Source organism: Pandoraea sp. NE5 (assembly GCF_024363545.1).
Taxonomy (GTDB): domain Bacteria; phylum Pseudomonadota; class Gammaproteobacteria; order Burkholderiales; family Burkholderiaceae; genus Pandoraea; species Pandoraea cepalis.
Genome location: NZ_AP025517.1, coordinates 3942409 through 3962619 on the forward strand (window position 1 = coordinate 3942409; position 20211 = coordinate 3962619).

The 20211-nt window shown below is 66.0% G+C and carries 14 protein-coding genes; 7 read left to right on the plus strand and 7 right to left on the minus strand.

Annotated elements, in window-relative coordinates; genetic code table 11:
* Positions 1–43 precede the first annotated feature (43 nt).
* From PanNE5_RS17945 to PanNE5_RS17965, 5 genes are all read left to right on the plus strand, one after another.
* Complete coding sequence (locus PanNE5_RS17945) at positions 44–814, plus strand: cellulose synthase operon protein YhjQ/BcsQ (RefSeq protein WP_261938513.1); 771 nt, start codon at positions 44–46, stop codon at positions 812–814.
* A complete protein-coding gene (gene bcsA / locus PanNE5_RS17950; protein WP_017232215.1) occupies positions 811–3468 on the plus strand; it encodes a UDP-forming cellulose synthase catalytic subunit in 2658 nt (885 codons plus the stop codon). The genes PanNE5_RS17945 and bcsA overlap by 4 nt, the downstream gene beginning before the upstream one ends.
* Positions 3469–3501: 33 nt before the next feature.
* Positions 3502–5127 (plus strand): cellulose biosynthesis protein BcsG, encoded by a 1626-nt coding sequence (bcsG, locus tag PanNE5_RS17955; RefSeq protein WP_261938514.1) that lies wholly within the window; start codon positions 3502–3504, stop codon positions 5125–5127.
* Between the two features lie 171 nt (positions 5128–5298).
* Positions 5299–6297, plus strand: coding sequence for an aldo/keto reductase (locus PanNE5_RS17960; RefSeq protein ID WP_017232213.1), 999 nt, complete (start codon positions 5299–5301; stop codon positions 6295–6297).
* 268 nt (positions 6298–6565) lie between these two features.
* On the plus strand, positions 6566–7501 hold the full coding sequence (locus tag PanNE5_RS17965) for a universal stress protein (RefSeq protein WP_261938515.1): 936 nt from the start codon (positions 6566–6568) through the stop codon (positions 7499–7501).
* Positions 7502–7580: 79 nt separating this feature from the next.
* Here PanNE5_RS17965 and PanNE5_RS17970 read toward each other — a convergent pair whose 3' ends face one another.
* From PanNE5_RS17970 to PanNE5_RS17990, 5 genes are all read right to left on the minus strand, one after another.
* Positions 7581–8840: an NAD(P)/FAD-dependent oxidoreductase gene (locus tag PanNE5_RS17970; RefSeq protein WP_261938516.1), complete on the minus strand. Its 1260-nt coding sequence runs from the start codon at positions 8838–8840 to the stop codon at positions 7581–7583.
* 116 nt (positions 8841–8956) lie between these two features.
* Positions 8957–9610 (minus strand): TetR/AcrR family transcriptional regulator, encoded by a 654-nt coding sequence (locus PanNE5_RS17975; RefSeq protein WP_261938517.1) that lies wholly within the window; start codon positions 9608–9610, stop codon positions 8957–8959.
* Positions 9607–11115, minus strand: coding sequence for an efflux transporter outer membrane subunit (locus PanNE5_RS17980; RefSeq protein WP_261938518.1), 1509 nt, complete (start codon positions 11113–11115; stop codon positions 9607–9609). The genes PanNE5_RS17975 and PanNE5_RS17980 overlap by 4 nt, the downstream gene beginning before the upstream one ends.
* Positions 11112–14312 carry an efflux RND transporter permease subunit gene (locus PanNE5_RS17985; RefSeq protein ID WP_017232210.1) on the minus strand — a complete coding sequence of 1067 codons (3201 nt, stop codon included), beginning with the start codon at positions 14310–14312 and terminating at the stop codon, positions 11112–11114. The genes PanNE5_RS17980 and PanNE5_RS17985 overlap by 4 nt, the downstream gene beginning before the upstream one ends.
* On the minus strand, positions 14309–15520 hold the full coding sequence (locus PanNE5_RS17990) for an efflux RND transporter periplasmic adaptor subunit (protein ID WP_261938519.1): 1212 nt from the start codon (positions 15518–15520) through the stop codon (positions 14309–14311). The genes PanNE5_RS17985 and PanNE5_RS17990 overlap by 4 nt, the downstream gene beginning before the upstream one ends.
* A 385-nt stretch (positions 15521–15905) precedes the next feature.
* Here PanNE5_RS17990 and phbB point away from each other — a divergent pair, with 385 nt between their 5' ends.
* Positions 15906–16649, plus strand: coding sequence for an acetoacetyl-CoA reductase (phbB, locus tag PanNE5_RS17995; RefSeq protein WP_017232208.1), 744 nt, complete (start codon positions 15906–15908; stop codon positions 16647–16649).
* Between the two features lie 41 nt (positions 16650–16690).
* Complete coding sequence (locus PanNE5_RS18000) at positions 16691–17281, plus strand: hypothetical protein (RefSeq protein ID WP_017232207.1); 591 nt, start codon at positions 16691–16693, stop codon at positions 17279–17281.
* Here the strand turns inward: PanNE5_RS18000 and PanNE5_RS18005 are convergent.
* Together PanNE5_RS18005 and PanNE5_RS18010 are read right to left on the minus strand one after the other, a co-directional pair.
* Positions 17263–19260, minus strand: a complete 1998-nt coding sequence (locus PanNE5_RS18005) for a PHA/PHB synthase family protein (RefSeq protein WP_157211346.1) — start codon at positions 19258–19260, stop codon at positions 17263–17265. The two genes, PanNE5_RS18000 and PanNE5_RS18005, sit on opposite strands and share 19 nt — an antisense overlap.
* 199 nt (positions 19261–19459) lie before the next feature.
* Entirely contained in the window at positions 19460–20167 is a 708-nt protein-coding gene (locus PanNE5_RS18010) for a phosphatase PAP2 family protein (RefSeq protein ID WP_261938520.1), read from the minus strand.
* Positions 20168–20211: the final 44 nt, after the last annotated feature.

Below are 20211 nucleotides of genomic sequence, written 5' to 3' on the forward strand. Positions count from 1 at the left end.
TTGTGTCCCACATCTCCGATGCCTGGGCGGGGAAGGGGGCCACATGCTGACACTCATTGCCGTTGTTTCCAGCGCCGGTGGCGCGGGGCGCAGTACGGTGACGGCCCATCTGGCCGCAGAACTCGCGCAGGCATCGCATCCGGTCGCCGTGCTTGAACTCGACGCACAAAACAGCATCGGTGCGCTGCTCGGATTGCGCGAGACGTGCGCGGCAGGCGTGCTGTCACCGAGCGTTGCGCCGGACGGCTGGCGTAGTGTGCTGTGCGAGACGCCGGCGCGCGTGTCGCTGCTGCCTGCCGGTCGCAGCGAGGCGGCGAGTCTGAGCGCCATTGGCCAATGGCTGCGTCAGGACGCCGGCGGGCTGCGTCGTCATCTCGACGCGATGGGTTTGCCCGAGGGCACGCGCGTCCTCATGGACACGCAGCGCTTGCCCGATGTCATTGCCCAGGCCGCCGTGGCGGCCGCCGACCTCGTCCTTGGCGTGGTGCCCGTGACGACGACCGGCTACGTCACGCAGCTGGACCTGATCGCGGCGTGCGCGGGCCGCGCTCAGATGGTGCCGAACTTCGCTGCCGCCAATTCTGCGCTCAACAACGATCTCCTCCATCTGATCCAGTCCCGCGCGGGCGACGCCAGTGTGCCGTTGCGCATTCATCGTGACGACGCGATCGGCACGGTGGCGGCCAGCGGCCAGACCCTGGCCATGGGGGCGCAGGGATCGCAGGCTGCGCTCGATTTCGCCCATTTGGCCGCATGGTTGCTGCATGCCACGACGCCGATTGATGCGGTGACCGACACCGGGGGCCGCGCATGATCCGCGACGCATTGCGCACCCTTTACCGGCTCGGCAGCGAGATTCTGGTGGTGCGTCTCGCGGTGCCACCGCGCGCGGACGGGCGCCCGCCGAGTCTGCTGCAATGGACGCTTGCGGCGACCTTGCGTTCGCCGAGTCATCAACGCTGGGTCACGCAGGTTGGCGACCACGCGGTGACGCGCCTGGCGATGCGACTTGAGGTGAATCGGTTGGATCAATGGCGCGACTGGTGGTTGCGTCTCCTGTTTCCGCCGCCGCGCGCCGGACGCACTGATTATCCCGCGCGCGCACTGGCTTGGATCAACGCGCGTGTCACGCATCGGCTCGACGTTCCGATCGATGCGAGCGTCGGACAGATGGTGCAGGCACTGGTGTGGCGCCGGGCCGATCGGCGCCCGGCATTCCCACCGTACGTCGGCTGGCTGGCGCTCCGGGACAACAACGAACGCGCGCGCCTGTGGCTGGTGCAGACGCTCTTCGGCATTCCGCCCGACACCCCCGCGCAGCTCGCCCACCGCTTCGACGCGCAACTCGCGCGCGTGATGCAGTGGCGTGTCACATCGGCCGTTGTCGCGCTGCTCGGCTTGGTCGGCGTGTTCTGGATCGTCACGACACCGTTCGAGCCGTTCGAGCAGTTGCTGTTCTCGATCTGCACGCTCACGCTGGCGCTGGTATTCCGCCGGCTCGACAGTCAGTATTCGGTGCTCGTGCTGATCGGTTTGTCGTTGATTTCCACGATCCGCTATGTATGGTGGCGTCTCACGCAATCGCTGGCGTTCGACACCCTGCCGGAGGCGGCGGTCGGCTACACCCTCGTGGCCGCCGAGATGTACACGTGGATGATCCTGTTGTTTGGCTACATCCAGACGGTCTGGCCGTTGCAGCGCCGCATCACGCCGCTGCCGCCGGACACGCGCGAGTGGCCCAGCGTCGACATCTATATTCCCACGTACAACGAGGGCCTCGACGTGGTGCGCCCGACGGTGTATGCCGCCTGCGGGATCGACTGGCCGCCCGAGAAGCTCAATATCTACCTGCTCGACGACGGACGCCGCGACGAGATGCGCGAATTCGCTGCGCTCGCCGGGGTGCACTACGTGACGCGTCCCGACAATCGGCATGCCAAGGCGGGCAACATCAACCATGCGCTGGGCAAGACACAGGGCGAGTTCGTCGCCATCTTCGACTGCGATCACATTCCCGTGCGCTCGTTCCTGCAGACGACGATGGGTGCCTTCCTCAAGGACCCGCGCTGCTCGCTCGTGCAAACCCCGCACCACTTTTTCTCCGACGATCCGTTCGAGCGCAACCTCGCCACGCGCGGGGCGGTACCCAACGAAGGGCGACTGTTCTACGGAATCGTGCAGGACGGCAACGACTTCTGGAATGCCTCGTTTTTCTGCGGCTCGTGTGCTGTATTGCGGCGTACCGCACTCGACGAAGTCGGCGGTGTCGCCGTCGAGACGGTGACGGAAGACGCCCACACGGCGCTCAAGATGCACCGTCGCGGCTGGAATACCGTGTACCTGAAAGTGGTGCAGGCGGCGGGTCTTGCGACCGAGTCGCTCTCCAGTCACGTGGGCCAGCGCATTCGCTGGGCACGCGGCATGGCGCAGATCTTCCGCGTCGACAACCCGCTCTTCGGACGCGGATTGAAGTTCGGACAGCGGATCTGCTACGCGAACGGCATGCTGCATTTCTTCTATGGCATTCCGCGCATCATCTTCCTGCTCGCGCCGATCGCCTATCTGTTTTTCGGATTGCATATCGTGCAGGCGGCGGCCCTGAGCATCTGCGCCTATGTGTTACCGCATATCGCACACGCGAACATCGCCAACTCACGCATCCAGGGCAAGTATCGCCATTCGTTCTGGTCGGATGTCTATGAAGCCGTGCTGGCGTGGTACGTGGCGCTGCCCACGACGGTGGCGTTCATCAACCCGCGATACGGCAAGTTCAACGTGACGGCCAAGGGCGGTCTGATCGAGCAGAGCTTCTTCGACTGGAATATCTCGAAGCCTTACCTGGTGCTGCTTGGCTTCAATCTGCTGGGCTTTCTGGCGGGGGTGTTGCGCTACTTCTACGCACCGGCGCACGAGATGGGGGCGCTGGTCTTCAACCTGGCGTGGGTGACGTTCAATCTGGCTGTGTTGGGGGCGGCGGTGGCGGTGGCAACCGAGGTTCGGCAGGTGCGCCGCACGCATCGGGTGTCGATGCGCATGCCCGCCATGCTGTATTTGCCGGACGGCCGCACGATCGCGTGCCACACGCGCGACTTCTCCGGCGGCGGTTTGGCGCTGCTGCTGAGCGTGCCACTCGAACTGAGCGAGGGCACCGAAGCGCAGGTCGCGCTCTCGCGCGGCGCGACGGAATATGGCTTTCCGGTGCGCGTGGTCGGGGTGCGCGGGCAGGCGCTGTTTCTCTCGTTCATGCCACTCACGGTGGCGCAGGACAAACATCTCGTGCAATTCACGTTCGGCCGTGCCGACGCCTGGCGCGACTGGGACGTCGAGCGCACGCGCGACGAACCGATCAAGGCGCTCTTCGAGATGCTCGCGATGGGGCTGCGCGGTTATCAGGTGCTGGCGAATTACTTGCTGGGCAAACTCGTGACGCGCTGGCAGGATCGCCTGCGCAGCGCACGCCAGACGTAAGCCGGACAACACCGGAACTCAGGGACGCATACGATGGGCATCTGGAACCTCTATTTCATCCTGAAGCTGCTGCTCCTGTGGGCCGGCACCATCGGCTTTCACGTGCTGCCGAACTTCCTCTTCGCAGTGCTGCTCGCGATCCGGCTGCGCCCGCGCTGGGCGCGCATTGGGCGACAGGTGATCGCTCTGCCGGCCGGTGCGGCGCTGCTCTATTACGATTCGAACCTGCCGCCGTTCGCCCGTTTCGTCGAGCAGTTGCCGGCGCTGCTGCAATTCCGGTTCTCGTACCTGATCGAGCTGCTCGGACGCTTCGTGCCGACGCAATTCTGGCTTCTGCTCGCGATCCTGACGCTCGTCTACTGGATCGTGAACCGCTGGGTTCGCGTGACGACCTTCGTGATGCTCGCGCTCGTGATCGTGCCCCTCGTGCTGCGCTTCGGTGCGCTGGGCCCGGTCACGCCGGTGGTCGCGGCGACGGGCGATATCCCGGCCGCGCCGTCAGCGGGAGCGAGCGCCGCGACCGCCGGCGTGAACGAATTCGTGTCGGGTGACGGCGAGGTGCCGTTGGCCGCGAATCCAGACGCGGCACTCGATGGCTTCTACACTCGCGAACTGACGCGCACCGTCGCGATGCCGGCGCAGGCCGGGGCCGGCCCGGACTTCGACATCATCTTCCTGCACATCTGTTCGCTCGCGCAGGACGATCTCGACGTCGACAATCTCGCCAACCTGCCGCTGCTCTCGCGCTTTGATTTCGTCTTCAAGAACTTCAACTCCGCGGCGAGCTACAGCGGCCCGGCAGCCATTCGTGTGCTGCGCGCCGGCTGCGGCCAGCCGACGCACAAGGCACTGTACGATCCGGCCGGCCCGCAGTGCTACGTGATGAGTGACCTGAAGCAGCTCGGCTATACGCCGTCGCTCGCGATGAACCACGACGGGCATTTCGACAACTTCATGCAGGAGGTTCAGCAGAACTTCGGCGTGCAGGGCATCACGCCGTTCGACAACACGCGCACGCGTGTGACCATGCGCTCGTTCGACGAAACCCCGGTCCGCTCGGATGGCGACGTGCTGCAATCGTGGTGGCAGCAGCGTATGGCCATGCCCGACAAACGCGTCGCGCTTTATTACAACACGATCTCGCTGCACGACGGCAACCGTCTCGAAGGCTCGCGACTGCCCAGCGCGCAGAGCTATCCGATACGCGTGAAGGCGATGTTCGACGATTTTGGTCAGTTCATCGACACCATCGCCCGGTCGGGCCGCAAGGCGGTGGTCGTGTTCGTGCCCGAGCACGGCGCCGCGCTGCGCGGCAGCAAGCTGCAGGTCTCGGGCATGCGCGAGGTGCCGCTGCCGGAGATCACGCATGTGCCGGTGGCGGTGAAGCTCGTGGGGTTCGGCAACGGGGCGGGGGCCAGCCGCGGCACGCCGATCACGATTTCCACACCCACGAGCTATCTGGCGCTGATGACGCTGGTTTCGCATCTGATCGCGAACAACCCGTTCGCGGGAACGCCCGATCTGGGGTCATATGCGGCTGATTTACCGCAGACGGCCTTCGTGTCGGCGAACGAGCAGACCACCGTCATGAAGTACGGCGGCAAGCAGCTCATTCGAGGCACTGACGGTGTCTGGGTGGACCTCAAATCGATGGAGTGACGCGCCAACCCTGCGCGAGTCTTCGCCGGATCCGCACGCGAATGGGCGTTCGGGCTCGCGCACGCGTTTTCCCGGAATCGCGCATACTGTGCGCTCTTGCCAGCGGGCGTGGCCGGCGAGGCCCGCGATCGACGCCTGGCATGGACGCATTCGAAACTTCCGGGAGTGACTGTGCAATACACCAAATTCGGCCGCACCGGCCTGAGCGTTTCCCGCTTGTGCCTGGGCACCATGACGTTCGGTCTGCAAACCGAGGAAGCCGCCAGCCATGCGATTCTCGACCGTACCGCCGACGCGGGCGTCAACTTCATCGATATTGCCGACGTCTATCCGCTCGGCGCCGACATCTCGTTGTCCGGACGTACCGAGGAGATCGTCGGTCGTTGGCTCAAGGGGCGCCGTAGCCAGTTCATCGTCGCGACCAAAGCCTGCGGCCAGATGGGACCGTCACCGTGGGACAAGGGGGCGTCGCGCAAGCATCTGCTCGATGCCATCGATGCGTCGCTGCGCCGCCTGGGAACCGACTACGTCGACCTGTACCAACTGCATTCCGACGACACCGACACGCCCATCGACGAGACGCTCGAGGCGCTCGACACCATTGTGAAGTCGGGCAAGGCCCGCTACGTCGGCGTGTCGAATTACCTCGCCTATCGCCTCGCACGTGCCCTGGGCCGCGCCGACGTGCTGCGCGTGGCACGCTTCGTGTCGGTGCAGCCGCGCTACAACCTGCTGTTCCGTCAGATCGAGCGCGAACTGCTGCCGCTGGCCAGTGAAGAAGGTCTGGCGGTCATCCCTTACAACCCGCTCGCCGGCGGCTTGCTGACGGGCAAATACCGACATGATGCCGCCCCCAGCGAAGGTCGCTTCACCACGGCGACGGTCGGCAAGGCCGGCTCGATGTACCAGCAGCGCTACTGGCACGAGCGTGAGTTCGAGACGATCGAGTCGCTCAAAGGCATTGCGAAGGACGCGGGTGAGTCGCTGACGCGTCTGTCGCTCGCCTGGGTGCTGGCGAACCCGGCGGTCACGTCGGCGATTATCGGCGCGAGCCGCGTCGAACAATTGACCGAAACACTCGGTACCGTCGATTACGCGCTCGACGCCGGCCTCAAGGCGAAGCTCGACGACGCGTCGCATGCTTATCGCTGGGGCGACGCCGCCCGATAAGCGCGACGTTCCGCCCCCGGCTTTCTGCTGGACTCACGCCGTACACAGGCCCGATGCGTCGGGCCTGTGGCGTTTTTGCGTTGCATCAAGCAAGCGCGTCTTAAGGGGGATTCCCGAGCCAGTGAAGGTAGTCGTCGGCTACGATCGAGCGCTATAGTAGCTGCATCGTGTCACGGTTCGACAGTCGAAGCGACTCGCGCGGCGGCACGATGCCGGACACGCTGCCTGCGTGCGAGGCCTTCCTGTGATGCTCTTTGCGAGGCTGCTCATGACAAAACGCATTCTGCTGGCGACCGACGGTAGCGAATCGTCACGCCGTGCGCTGCGCGAGGCGGCCGCCTTTGCGCGCAACGGCGACGTGATCCGCGTCATTCACACGGTGGAAGACCCCGTCACGCCGGTGACCTCCGCCTTCGCCAAGCTCATCGACCTGGAGCAGGTGCGTCGCGACATGCAGCGCGAGGGCGAGGAACATCTGGCGCGCGCGGTGCTGTATCTGCGCGAGGAAGGGCTCGACCCACAGGCGCATTTGCTCGATCTGCGCACGACCGGCGAGACCGTTCCGGAGGCCATCACCCGCGAGGCCAACGAGTGGGGCGCCGAAATCATCATCGTCGGCACGCACGGCCGGGGCGGTGTGCGACGCGCCATGCTGGGCAGCGTTGCCGAACAGATTCTGCGCAGCGCGGAGGTGCCGGTGATGCTGGTGGCGGGCGAGGCGCGCCCGCATTCGCCGTTGCGTGCGGGCGGACACTACGAACGGATACTCGTCGCGCTCGACGACAGCGAGACGTCGCGCCGCGCCTTCGAATACGCACTTTCGCTCGCTCGCGCGCATGCGGCGTCGTTGCGCGTCGTCCATGTGCTGGATATGCCGGGGCCATTTCCCGAAGGCTTCGACTCGGCCCCGCTGCTCGGCGCGGTGCGCGCCGTGGGCGAGCAGGCGCTGAAGTGGGCGACGCGACGCCTGCATGAGGCGGGCGTGCCCGGCGACGTCGAGTTGCGAGAGCTTCAGCCGGTCGGCGAGGGGGTTGCCGATCAGATTATCTGCGCAGGCAAAGAGACCGATGCCGATGTCATCGTGCTTGGCACGCATGGGCGGCGCGGGTTCCGGCGCTTCACGCTGGGCAGCGTCGCGGAGGACACGGCCCGTCACGCCGGTCGGCCGGTGTTGCTGTTGCCCGCGCACGCACCGGTGGAGTGACACGCGCGCGGTCAGGCGGCGCGTTGATCGCCGGGCGGAAGCGCCCGGCGTTTGGCACATCGGAAGAAGGCGTTCGGCCTCAGGCGACTGGGCCGAGTTCTGACAGAAGCGTTTTGAGGGGCGTGGCCGCGTCGGCCAGACGCACCGGGTCGACCACGGCGCGGCGACCGACGAGTTCGCGTGCGGCCAGAAACTCCTGTGCCCGATTGATGCTCACGGCCGCCACGACGGCACCTTCGCGCAGATAGAAGCGCATGAACACGGCGGCCCCTTGCGCATCCGGCAAGCGGCGCTCGATCATGGCGTCATGGCCGTCCGTCAGGCCGACCATTTGCAGCTTCGCGTTGAACTGATCCGACCAGAACCAGGGCGCGGTCGCGACGGCCTTGGGCGCATCGCCATGCACTACGCTCGCCGCCACCTTCGCCATTTCGCTCGCGCTCGGCACCGATTCCAGACGAATGCGGCGGCCCAGCGCCGGGTGTTCGTGATGCGCGCAGTCGCCCACCGCCAGGATCGCCGGATCGCTGGTACGGGCAAATTCGTCGACGACGATGCCGTTCTCGACCGCCAGCCCCGCGGCCTGTGCCAACTCGGCGTTCGGAACGACACCAATGCCAACGACCACTACATCAGCCGGCAGGCGCTTGTCACCGGCCACGACCGCGACGACCCGACCGGCCGCATCCTGCTCAAGCGCGGTCACGCCGACGCCCACCTGCACGTCGACGCCGTTCTCGCGGTGCAACGTCGCGAAAAAGTCCGCCAGATCGGCTTCCGCCACGCGGGCCAGCAGGCGCGGGGCCGCTTCGAGCACGGTCACCGCGGCGCCCGCCTTGACGGCGGTTGCCGCCACTTCCAGCCCGATGTAGCCGCCGCCGACCACGACGACGCGCTTGCCCGGGGCGAGCGCCTCGCGCAGACGCGTGGCATCTGCGATGTTGCGCAGGTAGTAGACGTTCGGGGCGTCGCCGCCCGGAATGGGCAGATGGCGCACGCGGCCGCCAAGCGCCAGCACCAGATGGTCGTAGCCGAGTGTCTGGCCGTCGTCGAATGTGACGGTGCGCGCCGCGCGGTCGATGGCAGTGGCCGTCACGCCCAGACGCACGTCGATCTCGGCCTTCTCCCAGGCGTCTGCCGGACGGATCAGCAGGCTGGCTTCATCGGCCTGACCGGACAGAAACGCTTTCGAGAGCGGCGGGCGGCGATACGGCAGGTGGCTTTCGTTGCCGGCGAGCACGATGCGCCCCGTGTAACCCAGTTGACGCAGGGCGAGGGCGGTTTCGCCGCCGGCTTGACCGGCGCCGAGAATGACAGTGGTGGAATTAGCGTCTGACATGAGGATGAAAGCAAAAGAAGGCGGCCGCCAGTGTAATGCATCGGCGCGCCTGTCGCGTCCCGGATACCGTCAAGAGGCGTTCGTGACACCGCCGCGTCGCTTGTCGCTGACGGGGGTCAGTCTTTTGGGGCGTTGGGTTCGGCGAAGAACAGGCATTCGACCTGCTTGATCAGGGCCGGCCCGAAGGCGTCGCCGCCGACCTGCGGCGCAATCAATTGCATCAGCACCGGGGAGCCGGGCGGTGGGTGCAGGGCGTGGACAAGCACGCAAAAGTACATGGCCGGATGTTCGGCACGCACGACACCCGCCTGCATGCCCTGCACGATGAGGGGCTCCATGCAGTCGTAGACGGGCATCACCAGATGGCGGTGCAGGATGGCACCGCGCTCGCCGGTCTCCGATGCGTGCTGCGTGATGAACTGCTTGTGCTCCGGATGGTGGATGGCGTGGGCGGCGATGATCGCAATGGCTTCCTTGAGACGATCGGTCACCGGACGCGCAGTGTCGAGCGACAACGCGCGCAGCCGCTCGCTCGGACCCGCGAGCGCGCCTTCGAGCGTGTCCACGCATGCGCGCCACAGTTGCTCCTTCGAGCCGAAGTGCACGCGCACCAGGCTGGCGTCGACCTTCGCCGCCCGCGCGATGCCACGCAGGTTGGCACCGTCATAGCCCAGTTGCGAAAAGGCGTCGATGGCGGCGGCAAGCAACGCCGCACGGCCTTCGGGCAGGTGTTTGGGGCGACGGCCCCGCGGGGTCGATATGGCAGTCATTGTCGGACAACGTCGTGCGCGGGGCGTGTGGGCTCAGCGGCCTGGGCCGTATCGGCCACTGGCGCCGGCGGCACCCCCATTGCGTAAAAGAGGAGCGCAGTATCCGACAAACGTGCGCCGGTTGCACGCACTGTCGTGAGATAGGCGTTCCAGTACTGCTGTTCGCGCCCGCGAGCCGCCGACGCCGGCAGGGCGCCCAGGCGCACGCGGGCGGCCGTGTCGCGATAGATCTGCTCGGCCGCCGCGCTGGCAAGGTCCGCGTGCCGCAGCGATGTGTTGTCCGCTTCGAGCGACGCCAACGTATCGGCTACGTTCTTGAACGCGGCGAGCACCGTCTGCTTGTATCGGTCGAGCGCGGCCGCATAAGTGGCGCTCGCTGCCCGACGCTGCGCGAGCAATGCGCCACCGTGGAAGATCGGCTGCGAGATCGACGCGGCGACGCTCCAGAGCGCCCCGGCGCCGGAAAGCACCATCGGCCAATGGAAACCGCCTTTGCCCATCGACGCGCTGAGCGTCAGACTCGGGAACATCTGCGCCGTGGCCACGCCGACCTCGGCCGAGGCCGCCTTGAGGGCCATCTCGGCCGCCTGGATGTCGGGCCGCGATTGCAGCAACGTCGACGGCACGACGACCGGCACCCGTTCGGGGACCTTCAGCGCGCCCAGCGGCACATCGTCGGGGGCGCGATCGGGCGTGCGGCCCAGCAACACGGCCAACGCGTAGCGTGTGGACTGCCACTGCGCGCGCAGCCCGGGCAGCGACGCAGCGAGCGTCTCGGCGTTTTGCGCGGACGCCAGCGCGTCGGCGCGGGAGACGGCGCCGAGCACTTCTCGCCGGGCCATTTCTGTAGCGTCGGCCTGCGCCAGTTCGACGAGCCGCTCGGTCGCCTTGACCTGTGCACCGAGCACCGATGCCCCGATGGCGCCGGAGACGATATTCGCCGCGAGCGCCTGCCGCGCCGATTCGAGCTGGAACGCCTGCTGATCGACCTGGGCCGCCAGCGACGCGTCGGCGAAGCGAGCGGCGCCGAATAAGTCGAACGTGTAGCGTGCCTGTACCTGTCCCACGAACATGTTGTAGAGCGCCGTCGGCGGTCCAAGATTCGGGATGCCGAGATTGCGCTCGCGTGCCGCTTCGCCGCCAAGGTCGATCGACGGGAAGAGCGACGCGCCGATCTGCGCCTTCAGCTGCTCGCGCGCGGCCTGCAAGGCATGCTCCGCCGAGGACAGGGAGGGGCTGTTGCGCAGCCCTTCGTCGACGAGGGCATTGAGGGTGTCCGAGCGATAGGCATGCCACCACGCGCTCACGGGGGCCGCGCCCACGTCGAACTGCTGTGCCGTGCCCTGCGCCACGTCGGTATGCGCGGGCGGCGCGCTGGCGCCATAGTGCGCGGGTGAGGGCATGACCGGCGGCGTGTCGCCCGGAGTGAACGCGCAGGCGCTCAGCCACAGTGGGAGGATCGGAACGAGCGGGGCGCACCAGCGCCGGGCGAGGCGCGGCATCATGAGCGGTCTCCTTGCGGGTTGGCCGCGTGTGCGGGGTCGGCGGGCGAGGCACGTTCGTCGTGACGCACGCGGAATGCCGTGGCGTACAGCGCCGGCAGGAAAAACACGGTCAGGATCGTGGCGCTGGTAATGCCGCCCATCAACGCCGTGGCCATCGGGCCGAAGAAGTTGCTGCGCAGCAAAGGGATCAGCGCGAGCACGGCGGCGGCGGCCGTGAGCGTGATTGGCCGGAAGCGCCGCACCGTGGCGCTCACGATGGCGTCGAAGCGCGGGTGTCCCGCGGCGATGTCCTGTTCGATCTGGTCGACCAGGATCACCGAGTTTCGCATGATGATGCCGAACATCGCGATCACGCCGAGCATTGCCACGAAACCGAACGGCTTGCCGAACAGCAGCAACGTGGCGACCACGCCGATCATGCCGAGCGGGGCCGTGAGCACCACGAGCAAGGTGCGCGCGAAGCTCTGGAGCTGGATCATCAGGAGTGTGAGCACCGCGATGATCATGATCGGCATCTGCGCCATGATTGAGGACTGTCCCTTGGCGGACTCCTCGACCGATCCGCCGATCTCGATGCGATAACCCACCGGGAGGGCCTTGCGGATATCGCCGAGCGATCGGTCGACGGCGTCGGTCACGTCGATCCCCTGCTTGCCCGCGCGTACATCCGAGCGCACGGTGAGCGTCGGCTGCCGGTCGCGCTCCCAGATCACGCCATATTCCAGGTCGTTCACCACATGCCCCAGCGTGGCCAACGGCACCGGGCCGTTCGGCGTGGGCATGGCGAGCGTGGCGAGCTTCGCCGGATCCACCCGCTCGGCCTTGGGCGCGCGCAGTGTGATCGAGATCAGCTTGTCGCGTTCGCGGTATTGGCTGATGTCGTAGCCCGTAAGCGTCATGGCGATGAAGTTCGAGATATCCGTCGAACTCACGCCCAGTGCGCGTGCTTTCTGCTGGTCGACTTCAAAGTGCACCGAGCGTTGTGAGGGCTCGTCCCAGTCGAACTGGACGTCGGCGGTGTCACCGTTCTTGCGCATGACGGCCGCCACCTGCTCGGCGATCTTGCGCACCGTGCCAATGTCGTCGCCGCTCACGCGAAACTGTACGGGAAAGCCGACGGGCGGTCCGTTTTCCAGTCGCGACAACCGGGTGCGCACACCGGGCATGGCCTCGCGCAGCGTCGGCTCGAGCCATTGGGCGAGCGCCTCGCGATCGTCCACGGACTTGGCGGTAACAACCAGTTGCGCGAAGTTCGGCGTGGGCAGTTGCTGATCGAGCGGCAGATAGAAGCGGGGCGCGCCGGTGCCGACAAAGCTCACCGTGTGATCGATCTCTTTCCGACCCTTGAGCAATTTTTCCAGACGTTGCGTTTCGCGCAGTGTCGCTTGATACGACGCCCCTTCCGGCAGACGGAGATCGACCATCAGTTCGGGCCGATCGGAACTCGGGAAAAACTGCTGGGGTACGAGCGAAAAGCCGGCCATCGAAATCAGGAACAGCACGACGGTGATGGCAAGCACGATCAAGCGGCGCTCGATGCACCATGTCAGCCAGCCGCGCAGGCGATTGTAGAAGCGGGTGTCGTAGACCTCGTGCTCATGATCGTCGCCGTGATGGGCCTCGCGGGCTCGCTCGGGCAACAGCTTGTAGCCGAGCAGCGGAATGAGCACGACCGCGGCCAGCCACGAGGCGAGCAGCGCAATGGCCGAGACCTCGAAGATCGAGCGTGTGTATTCACCCGTGCTCGACTTCGCCAGGGCAATGGGCAGAAAGCCGGACACGGTCACGAGCGTGCCGGTCAGCATGGGGAACGCCGTGCTCGTGTAGGCGAAGGCGGCCGCACGCTTGCGATTCCAGCCTTGGGAGAGCTTCACGGCCATCATTTCGACAGCGATGATGGCGTCGTCCACCAACAGCCCGAGCGCCAGGATCAACGTGCCGAGTGACACCTTGTGCAGCCCGATGTCGAAGAGGTACATGAACAGCGACGTCACGGCGAGGACAACCGGAATCGAAATGGCCACCACCATGCCGGTGCGCAAGCCAAGCGAGACGAGGCTCACGATGAGCACGATGGCGACGGCTTCGGCCACCGCTTCGAGGAAGTCGTCGACGGACTGTGACACGGACTTCGACATGCTCGCGACTTCAGTGAGCGTGAGGCCTGCGGGCAATTGAGCACGCAGCTCGCCCATCTTGCCGGCCAGCGCCTTGCCAAGGTGAACGACGTCCTGCCCCTTTTGCATGGTGATGCCGATGCCGAGCACGGGCTTGCCACCGAAGCGCATCTCCGAGACGGGCGGGTCGACATAGCCGCGCTTGATCGTGGCGATGTCGCCCAGCCGGAAAGATCGGTTGTTCACGCGGATGAGCGTGTCGGCAAGGTCAGCCACGCTGCGGAACTGGCCGCTCGGGCGCACGACCAGCCGGTCGTTGGGCGTGTCGATCGTGCCCGCGGGCGAGACCGCGTTCTGCGCGCCCACGGCCTGCGCGATCTGGTTCGGGGAAATGCCGAGTCGCGTCAGTTGCGTGTTGTTGATCTCGACATAGATGCGCTGCTCCTGGTCGCCGAAGTAGTCGACCTTCGCCACGCCAGGCACGCGCAGCAGCACGGTGCGTAGCGAGTCGGCGTAATCGCGCAACTGGGCGGGACCGAAGCCGTCGCCCTGGAGCGTGAAGATGTGCGTGTAGACGTCGCCGAATTCATCGTTGAAGAACGGTCCTTGCACGCCCTGCGGCAAGGTGTACGCGATGTCGCCGACCTTCTTGCGCACCTGGTACCACTCTTCCGGCACGTCGCTCGCGGGCGCCGAATCCTTCATCGAAAAAAACAGCAGCGACTCGCCAGGGCGTGAATAGCTGCGTTGGAAGTCGATCGCCGGCATCTCCTGGAGCTTGCGCGCGATCCGGTCGGTGACCTGCTCCTGCACCTGTTTGGCGGTCGCGCCCGGCCAGTACGTGCGGATGACCATCACGCGGAACGTGAAGGGCGGATCTTCTGATTGCGCGAGGCGCGAGTAGGCCAGAATGCCGAAGATCGTGGCCATCGCGATCAGGAAGATCACGAGCGCGCGATGCCGCAGGGCCCATGCGGAGAGATTGAACCGGCCCTCCTCGTGACGATAGTCCTTGGGTGCGGCGGGCGGCGCGGCGGGGGATGCCGCGGGCACAGGCGGCTTGCCGTCCTGCGGGCTCATGACGCGAAGTCCTCGGGGTGCAGCGGCGCAATCACGCGAACCTTCTCGCCGGCGGTGACGGTGTGCGCGCCTTGCCAGACGACGCGCTCACCGGGTTGAATGCCGCCCGCGATGGTGACGGTGCGCTCGCCGTAGCGAGCAATCTCCACGCGTCGCAGCACCAGCGTGTCGTCGGATTTGACGACCCACACCGCGGGTTGATCGCCCTCGTGAAAGAGCGCGGTCGACGGTAGCGTGATGGGCGGACCGTCGGCGAGTGGGGTGGCGGCGGGCCCGCCGGACACCATTGCGGCGGGCGTGGCCGATGTCGTCGACGGTGCCACAGGTGGGGCGACCGGCGGCGCGAAGGGTTGTGCGAACGCGACGTTGGCCGTCATGCCGAGTTTGACGTCGGGACTGGGTGAGAGCAGCGAGAGCTTGGCTCGGTAAGTGCGGCTCGTGGGATCGGCCGCCGGCGCGATTTCACGCACCCGCGCTTGCCACGTCTTGCCCGGCACCGCGGGCAGCGAGACGGTCGTCATCTGCCCGACGCGCAGGGCGCCGAGCACGACTTCGGGCACGTCGGTAATCACATCGACGTCGCCCGTCCATGCCAGCTGGTAAACCGGCTGACCCGCGCTGACGTTCTGTCCCGTATCGGCTTGCTCGGCGGTGATCACGCCGTCGCGATCCGCCTTGAGGCTGCCGTAGTTCAACTGGTCGCCGGCCAGTGCGGCCTGCTGCGTCGCCTGATTGCGCTGGGCGAGCGCGCTCGCGTAGGCATTCTCCGATTGTTCCAGCTGCGCCGGGGCGATGAGGTTTTCGCGGGCTTGCGCGCGGTCACGGGTGACGGTTTGTGTCGCGTAATCAAGTTGGTGCTGCGCCGCGTCGAGCTGAGCGCGCGCACTGGCAGCCTGCTTCGAGAGATCGCCCGGATCCAGCCGGGCGACGATCTGGCCCGCCTTGACGGCGTCGCCGAGTCGCACGCTGCGCTCGATGATCTGGCCTGCAACACGGAACGAGAGCGGCGTGACGTAGCGCGCCTCGATTTGCGCCGGTAGCGACACAACGGGCGCGTGCTCGGCGACCTTGGCCGCCACCGCCACGACCGGGCGCGGGGGCACCTCTGGCGGGGCTTTGCGCGAACACGCGCTCAATAGGGCGGCAATGGCCGTGATGGCGACGGCCAGGGCAAGGCGGCGTGGTGCGATGTCGGGCAGAAGGGGCATCGTGCGCTCGTAACTGACAAAGGGAGACATCAAGATTAAATCTACGGGCGATGATATATGGATTGACCGCGTGGTGCAACGGCGCTGCGCACGACTTTTCACCGCCCTGTGACTATCGACGGGGGGCGTGTCATTGGATTGTTGTCGGCAAGCCGGGAAAGGCCAACCGCCGAATTAATTTGGAGTACGATGCCTAGCGAGTACCCGACGCAACCACTGCGGACATGAGTGAGTCTTCGCGCGCACGACGCCACGTGGGCTTGAGACTTTGACCGAAGTCAAGCGAAGGGCATGCTGGGGGATCGCGCACGGCGGAAAGCTGGGGGTTCGCGGCTATGCTGGAGGTATCTGACGTTTCGCGATCATTCACCGGAGACGGATAGCCATGACAACACGCATCGCTTTGGTCACAGGCGGTATGGGCGGTTTGGGTGAGGCCATCAGCCTGCGCCTGGCCGATGCCGGGTATCGGGTTGCAGTCACCTGTTCGCCACAGAATCACGATTGCGAAGGGTGGGTCGAGCGCATGCGCGCCACGGGCCGCGAGTTCGCCGCGTACCGTGTGGACGTCGCTGATTTTGCCTCATGCGAGGCTTGCGCGAAAGCCGTCGAATCCGATACCGGTCCGGTGGACATCCTGATCAATAACGCGGGAATCACGCGCGACGCGACAATGCGCAAGATGACGTCCGAAGACTGGCAATCGGTATTGCGCACGAATCTGGATAGCGTATTCAACATGACCCGGCCGATCTTCGGCGGCATGGTCGCGCGCGGCTGGGGCCGCATCGTCAACATTTCGTCGGTCAATGGCAGCCGTGGGGCGTTTGGACAAGCGAACTACGCGGCGGCGAAGGCCGGCATGCATGGGTTCACCAAGTCGCTGGCGCTGGAGGTCGCCAAGGCCGGGGTGACCGTCAACACGATCTCGCCGGGATATCTCGCCACGAAGATGGTCACGGCGGTCCCGGCCGATGTGCTCGAATCGCGCATCCTTCCGCAAATTCCGGTCGGCCGGTTGGGGCGCCCGGATGAAGTGGCCGCCCTGGTGGCCTTCCTTGCCTCGGAAGACGCGGGTTTCATCACCGGCAGCAACCTTGCCATCAACGGTGGCATGCATATGGAGTGACTTGCAGCGACGCTGCCTACTACTTATTCAGGAGAGTCACGATGTCAAAGGAAACGAATCCGGCACTGACGATGGTCAAGCTCGGCACAGCGAGTGCGCTGGGCGCCTACGGCATTTTGCTGGAAGCTGCGCAACACATGCACCAATTGCAGGCAGAGCGCGATACCGAATTGCTCAAGGCCCATGCGGACGCCGCCAAGTCGCTCGGCGGCGCCAAGGACTTCAATGGGTTGTTGACCGCGCACTTGCAAATGCTCAACGGTCAGCTCGCGCAACAGAACGAATTCTGGCGCGAGTGGCTGGCGGTGTGCGCGAACAATCAACTGCTCTGGACCGAGCATTTGCGCAAGACGGGCGAAGAGCTGCAGCACGGCATGGCCGGTGCGATGACGCTGCCCGATCTGATGGGGGCGGGCACAATGCCAGGAGACGCCGCCAAGGCCGCCGAAGCGCCGTTGCAGAAGTGGTTCCAGGCATTCAACGACGCGACATTGGGCACGATGGACGCGTGGCGACGCTTGTCGACGCAAGCGGCACAGGCCACCGAGGCGGCCGTTTCTCAGCAGTCGCCTCTCAACGGGCGCGTACCGCCCAAGCGCGGCGGCGCTCCGGCTCAACGCTCGAGCACGTAAGCGCCGGGCGCATCGCATAGCGAGTGCGCAGGTGGCCAGGCGGTGGCGACGGATTTGCCGCTGCCTTGGGCGAGCAGCCACGCCTGCCATGCCGGCCACCAGGAGCTTGGCTTGGCGGGCGTGGTGACGAACCATTCGTCGGGATCGCGATACGCCGCGCCTGCCACGCGCGTCGCGACGCGATGGTGACTAGTCGGATGTCCCGGCTCACAGACGACCCCCACGTTGTGCCCGCCCGAGACGAGCGCAAACGTCAGATCGCCGTTGTAGAGCAGATGCATCTTGTAGACGGAGCGCCACGGGGAGATGTGGTCGCGTTCCGTCGCCACCACGAACATCGGCACGCGAATGTCCGATAGCGCGACCGGTAGCCCACCCACCTTCAGTGTTCCCGTCGCCAACGCATTGTTCAGATACAGCTCGCGCAGGCACTGACTGTGCAGCCGCGCGGGTATACGTGTGGTGTCGGCATTCCACACCGTAAAGTCGGTCGTTTGCGCCGGTTTGCCGAGCAGGTAGTCGTGCATGAGCCGCGACCAGATCAGATCGCGCGAATTGAGCAATTGGAACGTCCCCGCGAGTTGCTCACCGCTGATGAATCCCTGGCGCCACATCATCGCTTCGAGATACGCCACCTGGCTGGCGTCGATAAACAATCCCAATTCGCCAGGCTCGCTGAAATCGGATTGCGCGGCCAGCAGCGTCACGCTGGCGAGCAGGTGGTTTCCTGCCTCGCGGCCTTTCGAACGTCCGTCCCCGCCTCGGTGATCGCGACTGATCTCGCTTCCCTCTTCACCGCCGATCGGGTTTCCGCGCGCAAGCGTCGCTGCCGCGATGGCGAGCAGCGTGCCGCCCAGGCAGTAGCCGCAGGCATGAACGGGCACGTTGTCCGTCAGGCGATGCACCTCGCGCAGGGCGGTCAGCAGTCCGGCGTTCAGGTAGTCGTTCAGTCCACGGCCACGAGCCTTCGGCCCGGCGTTATGCCACGACATCATGAAGACGTTATGCCCCTGCGCGACCAAATAACGCACGAGTGAATGCTGCGCTTCCAGATCGAGGATGTAGTACTTCAGCAGCCATGACGGCACGATGAGAATCGGTTCGCGCCACGTCTGCGCCTGCGCCGGAGCGTAGTGCAGCAACTCAAAATACGCGTTGCGATAGACGACCTTGCCGGGCGTCGCGGCAATGTCGTGGCCAACGCAGAACGCTTTGCACGCTTCGGGCCCCGCCCCCGGCGCATGGCCCGCCGCCATGTCGCGCAGGTCGGACCACCAGCGTTGCGCGCCACTGACGAGGTTTTGCCCGTGCGTGTCGCGTACCGCGTTGATGACTTCCGGATTCAGGAACCAGACGTTGCTTGGCGAGAACACATCGAGCCATTGCCTTGCCATGAAGCGCACCACGTCGCGGTGGTGCCGATCGACGCCCGGGATTTCGCCCGTCATCGTGTCCACGAAATCCTGCGTTCGCAGGAAACGTTCACGCCACCAGGCGAACGGGAGTTGATCCCAAAGCGGGTCGCGGAAGCGCCGGTCGGCGATGGAGGGGCCGCCGACCTTCGCCCGATCACTGGCCGTGGGTTTGTCGATGGCGGCGAAAGCCTTGAAGACGTTGAGCTGATGCCCGGGCGCCGTCGCGGCGTGCATGGCCCAGTCGGCCCAGGCGAGCGCGACCGCTGCGGGCGAGACATTGCCGGTAAACCGCGCGGTCGCGGCCATCGCGGCACGGTCCAGGCTGTCGGTAAATGAGGTGGCCAACGACGGAAATGCGATCTCGGGCGTCTCCACTGGCGCAGGTGTGCCTCCCGTCGTGGTAGAGACAGGGCTTGCTACGGCGGCCGGCACCGGGCCAGGGGGCGTCGCACGGCGCGTCGGCGGATTCGCCGCTTTGGGCGTGCCGCGCGAGCGCGATGCGGAGGAAGATTGGGACGATGGGGACGACGGCGATTCGGAGGTCTTGGCAGTGCGAGCGGGCATGGCGGACTCCGTTCTACCTCGCTACGATCATGCGAACGCGCGCGGCGGACGACGAAGCGAGGAGGATGCATTGGGCAACCCCGGTGTCGCGACGTCAATACGTCACGGGGCGTTTCGACAAATATATCGCAGACGCTATGCACGTATCGTGATCTGCGACAAATTGCGCAGGGACGACGACGTCATTCCGTGAGGTGGTTCATCGTGCCGCGGCTGGCGTCGGGGCATCGGGCGAGGCGGCGGGTTTCGCCGGCGCGGGGCGCGAGGGCCGCAGGGTCGACGAGGGCATGGGCTTTCGTGCGCGCCAACTGATGCGACGGAACGGGTGCTCGCGTCCGGACAGCGTGAGCGCGACGTGGGTGATCCAGCGCTGCGTCGGCACGCGCTCGCCGTGCAGCCACATCACAAGCGCGAACAGGCTGGCCGCCATCGGCAGGGTTTTGAGATTGGGGGTGGCGTCGCGACGCGTATGCCAGGCAAAGGCAGCACAGATGGCGAAGCCCACGATACAGCCGGCCACCGTCTCCGAAATCGAGTGCGCAGACAGGGCGACGCGCGACGCCCCGACCGCCACGCTACCCGCCGTGGCGGTGGCCATGCCGAGCACGCGCCACGGCCACGCGAGGTGGCGCACAAGCATCCATGCAACGACGGGGTACACGGTGGCGGCGAGCATCGTATGGCCGCTCACGCCGGTGAAATCGAGTTCGCGCCACCCGAGGCCCCAGCCGAGGAACATGACCTTGGAAGCCGCCACAACAAGCGCACCCGCCGCAAACAGGGCGACCCAGGTGAATGCCATGCGCCACGCACGGGCCGAGAGCAACCAGAGGGTGAGGGCGGCGGCGGCGGGCACCGTCACGGCGGCACCACCGAAATTGGTAATCGTGATCCAGAAGCTAGACATGACTGGCAAATGACGGCCCGAGGGCGGAGGGCTTCGGGCGAAAG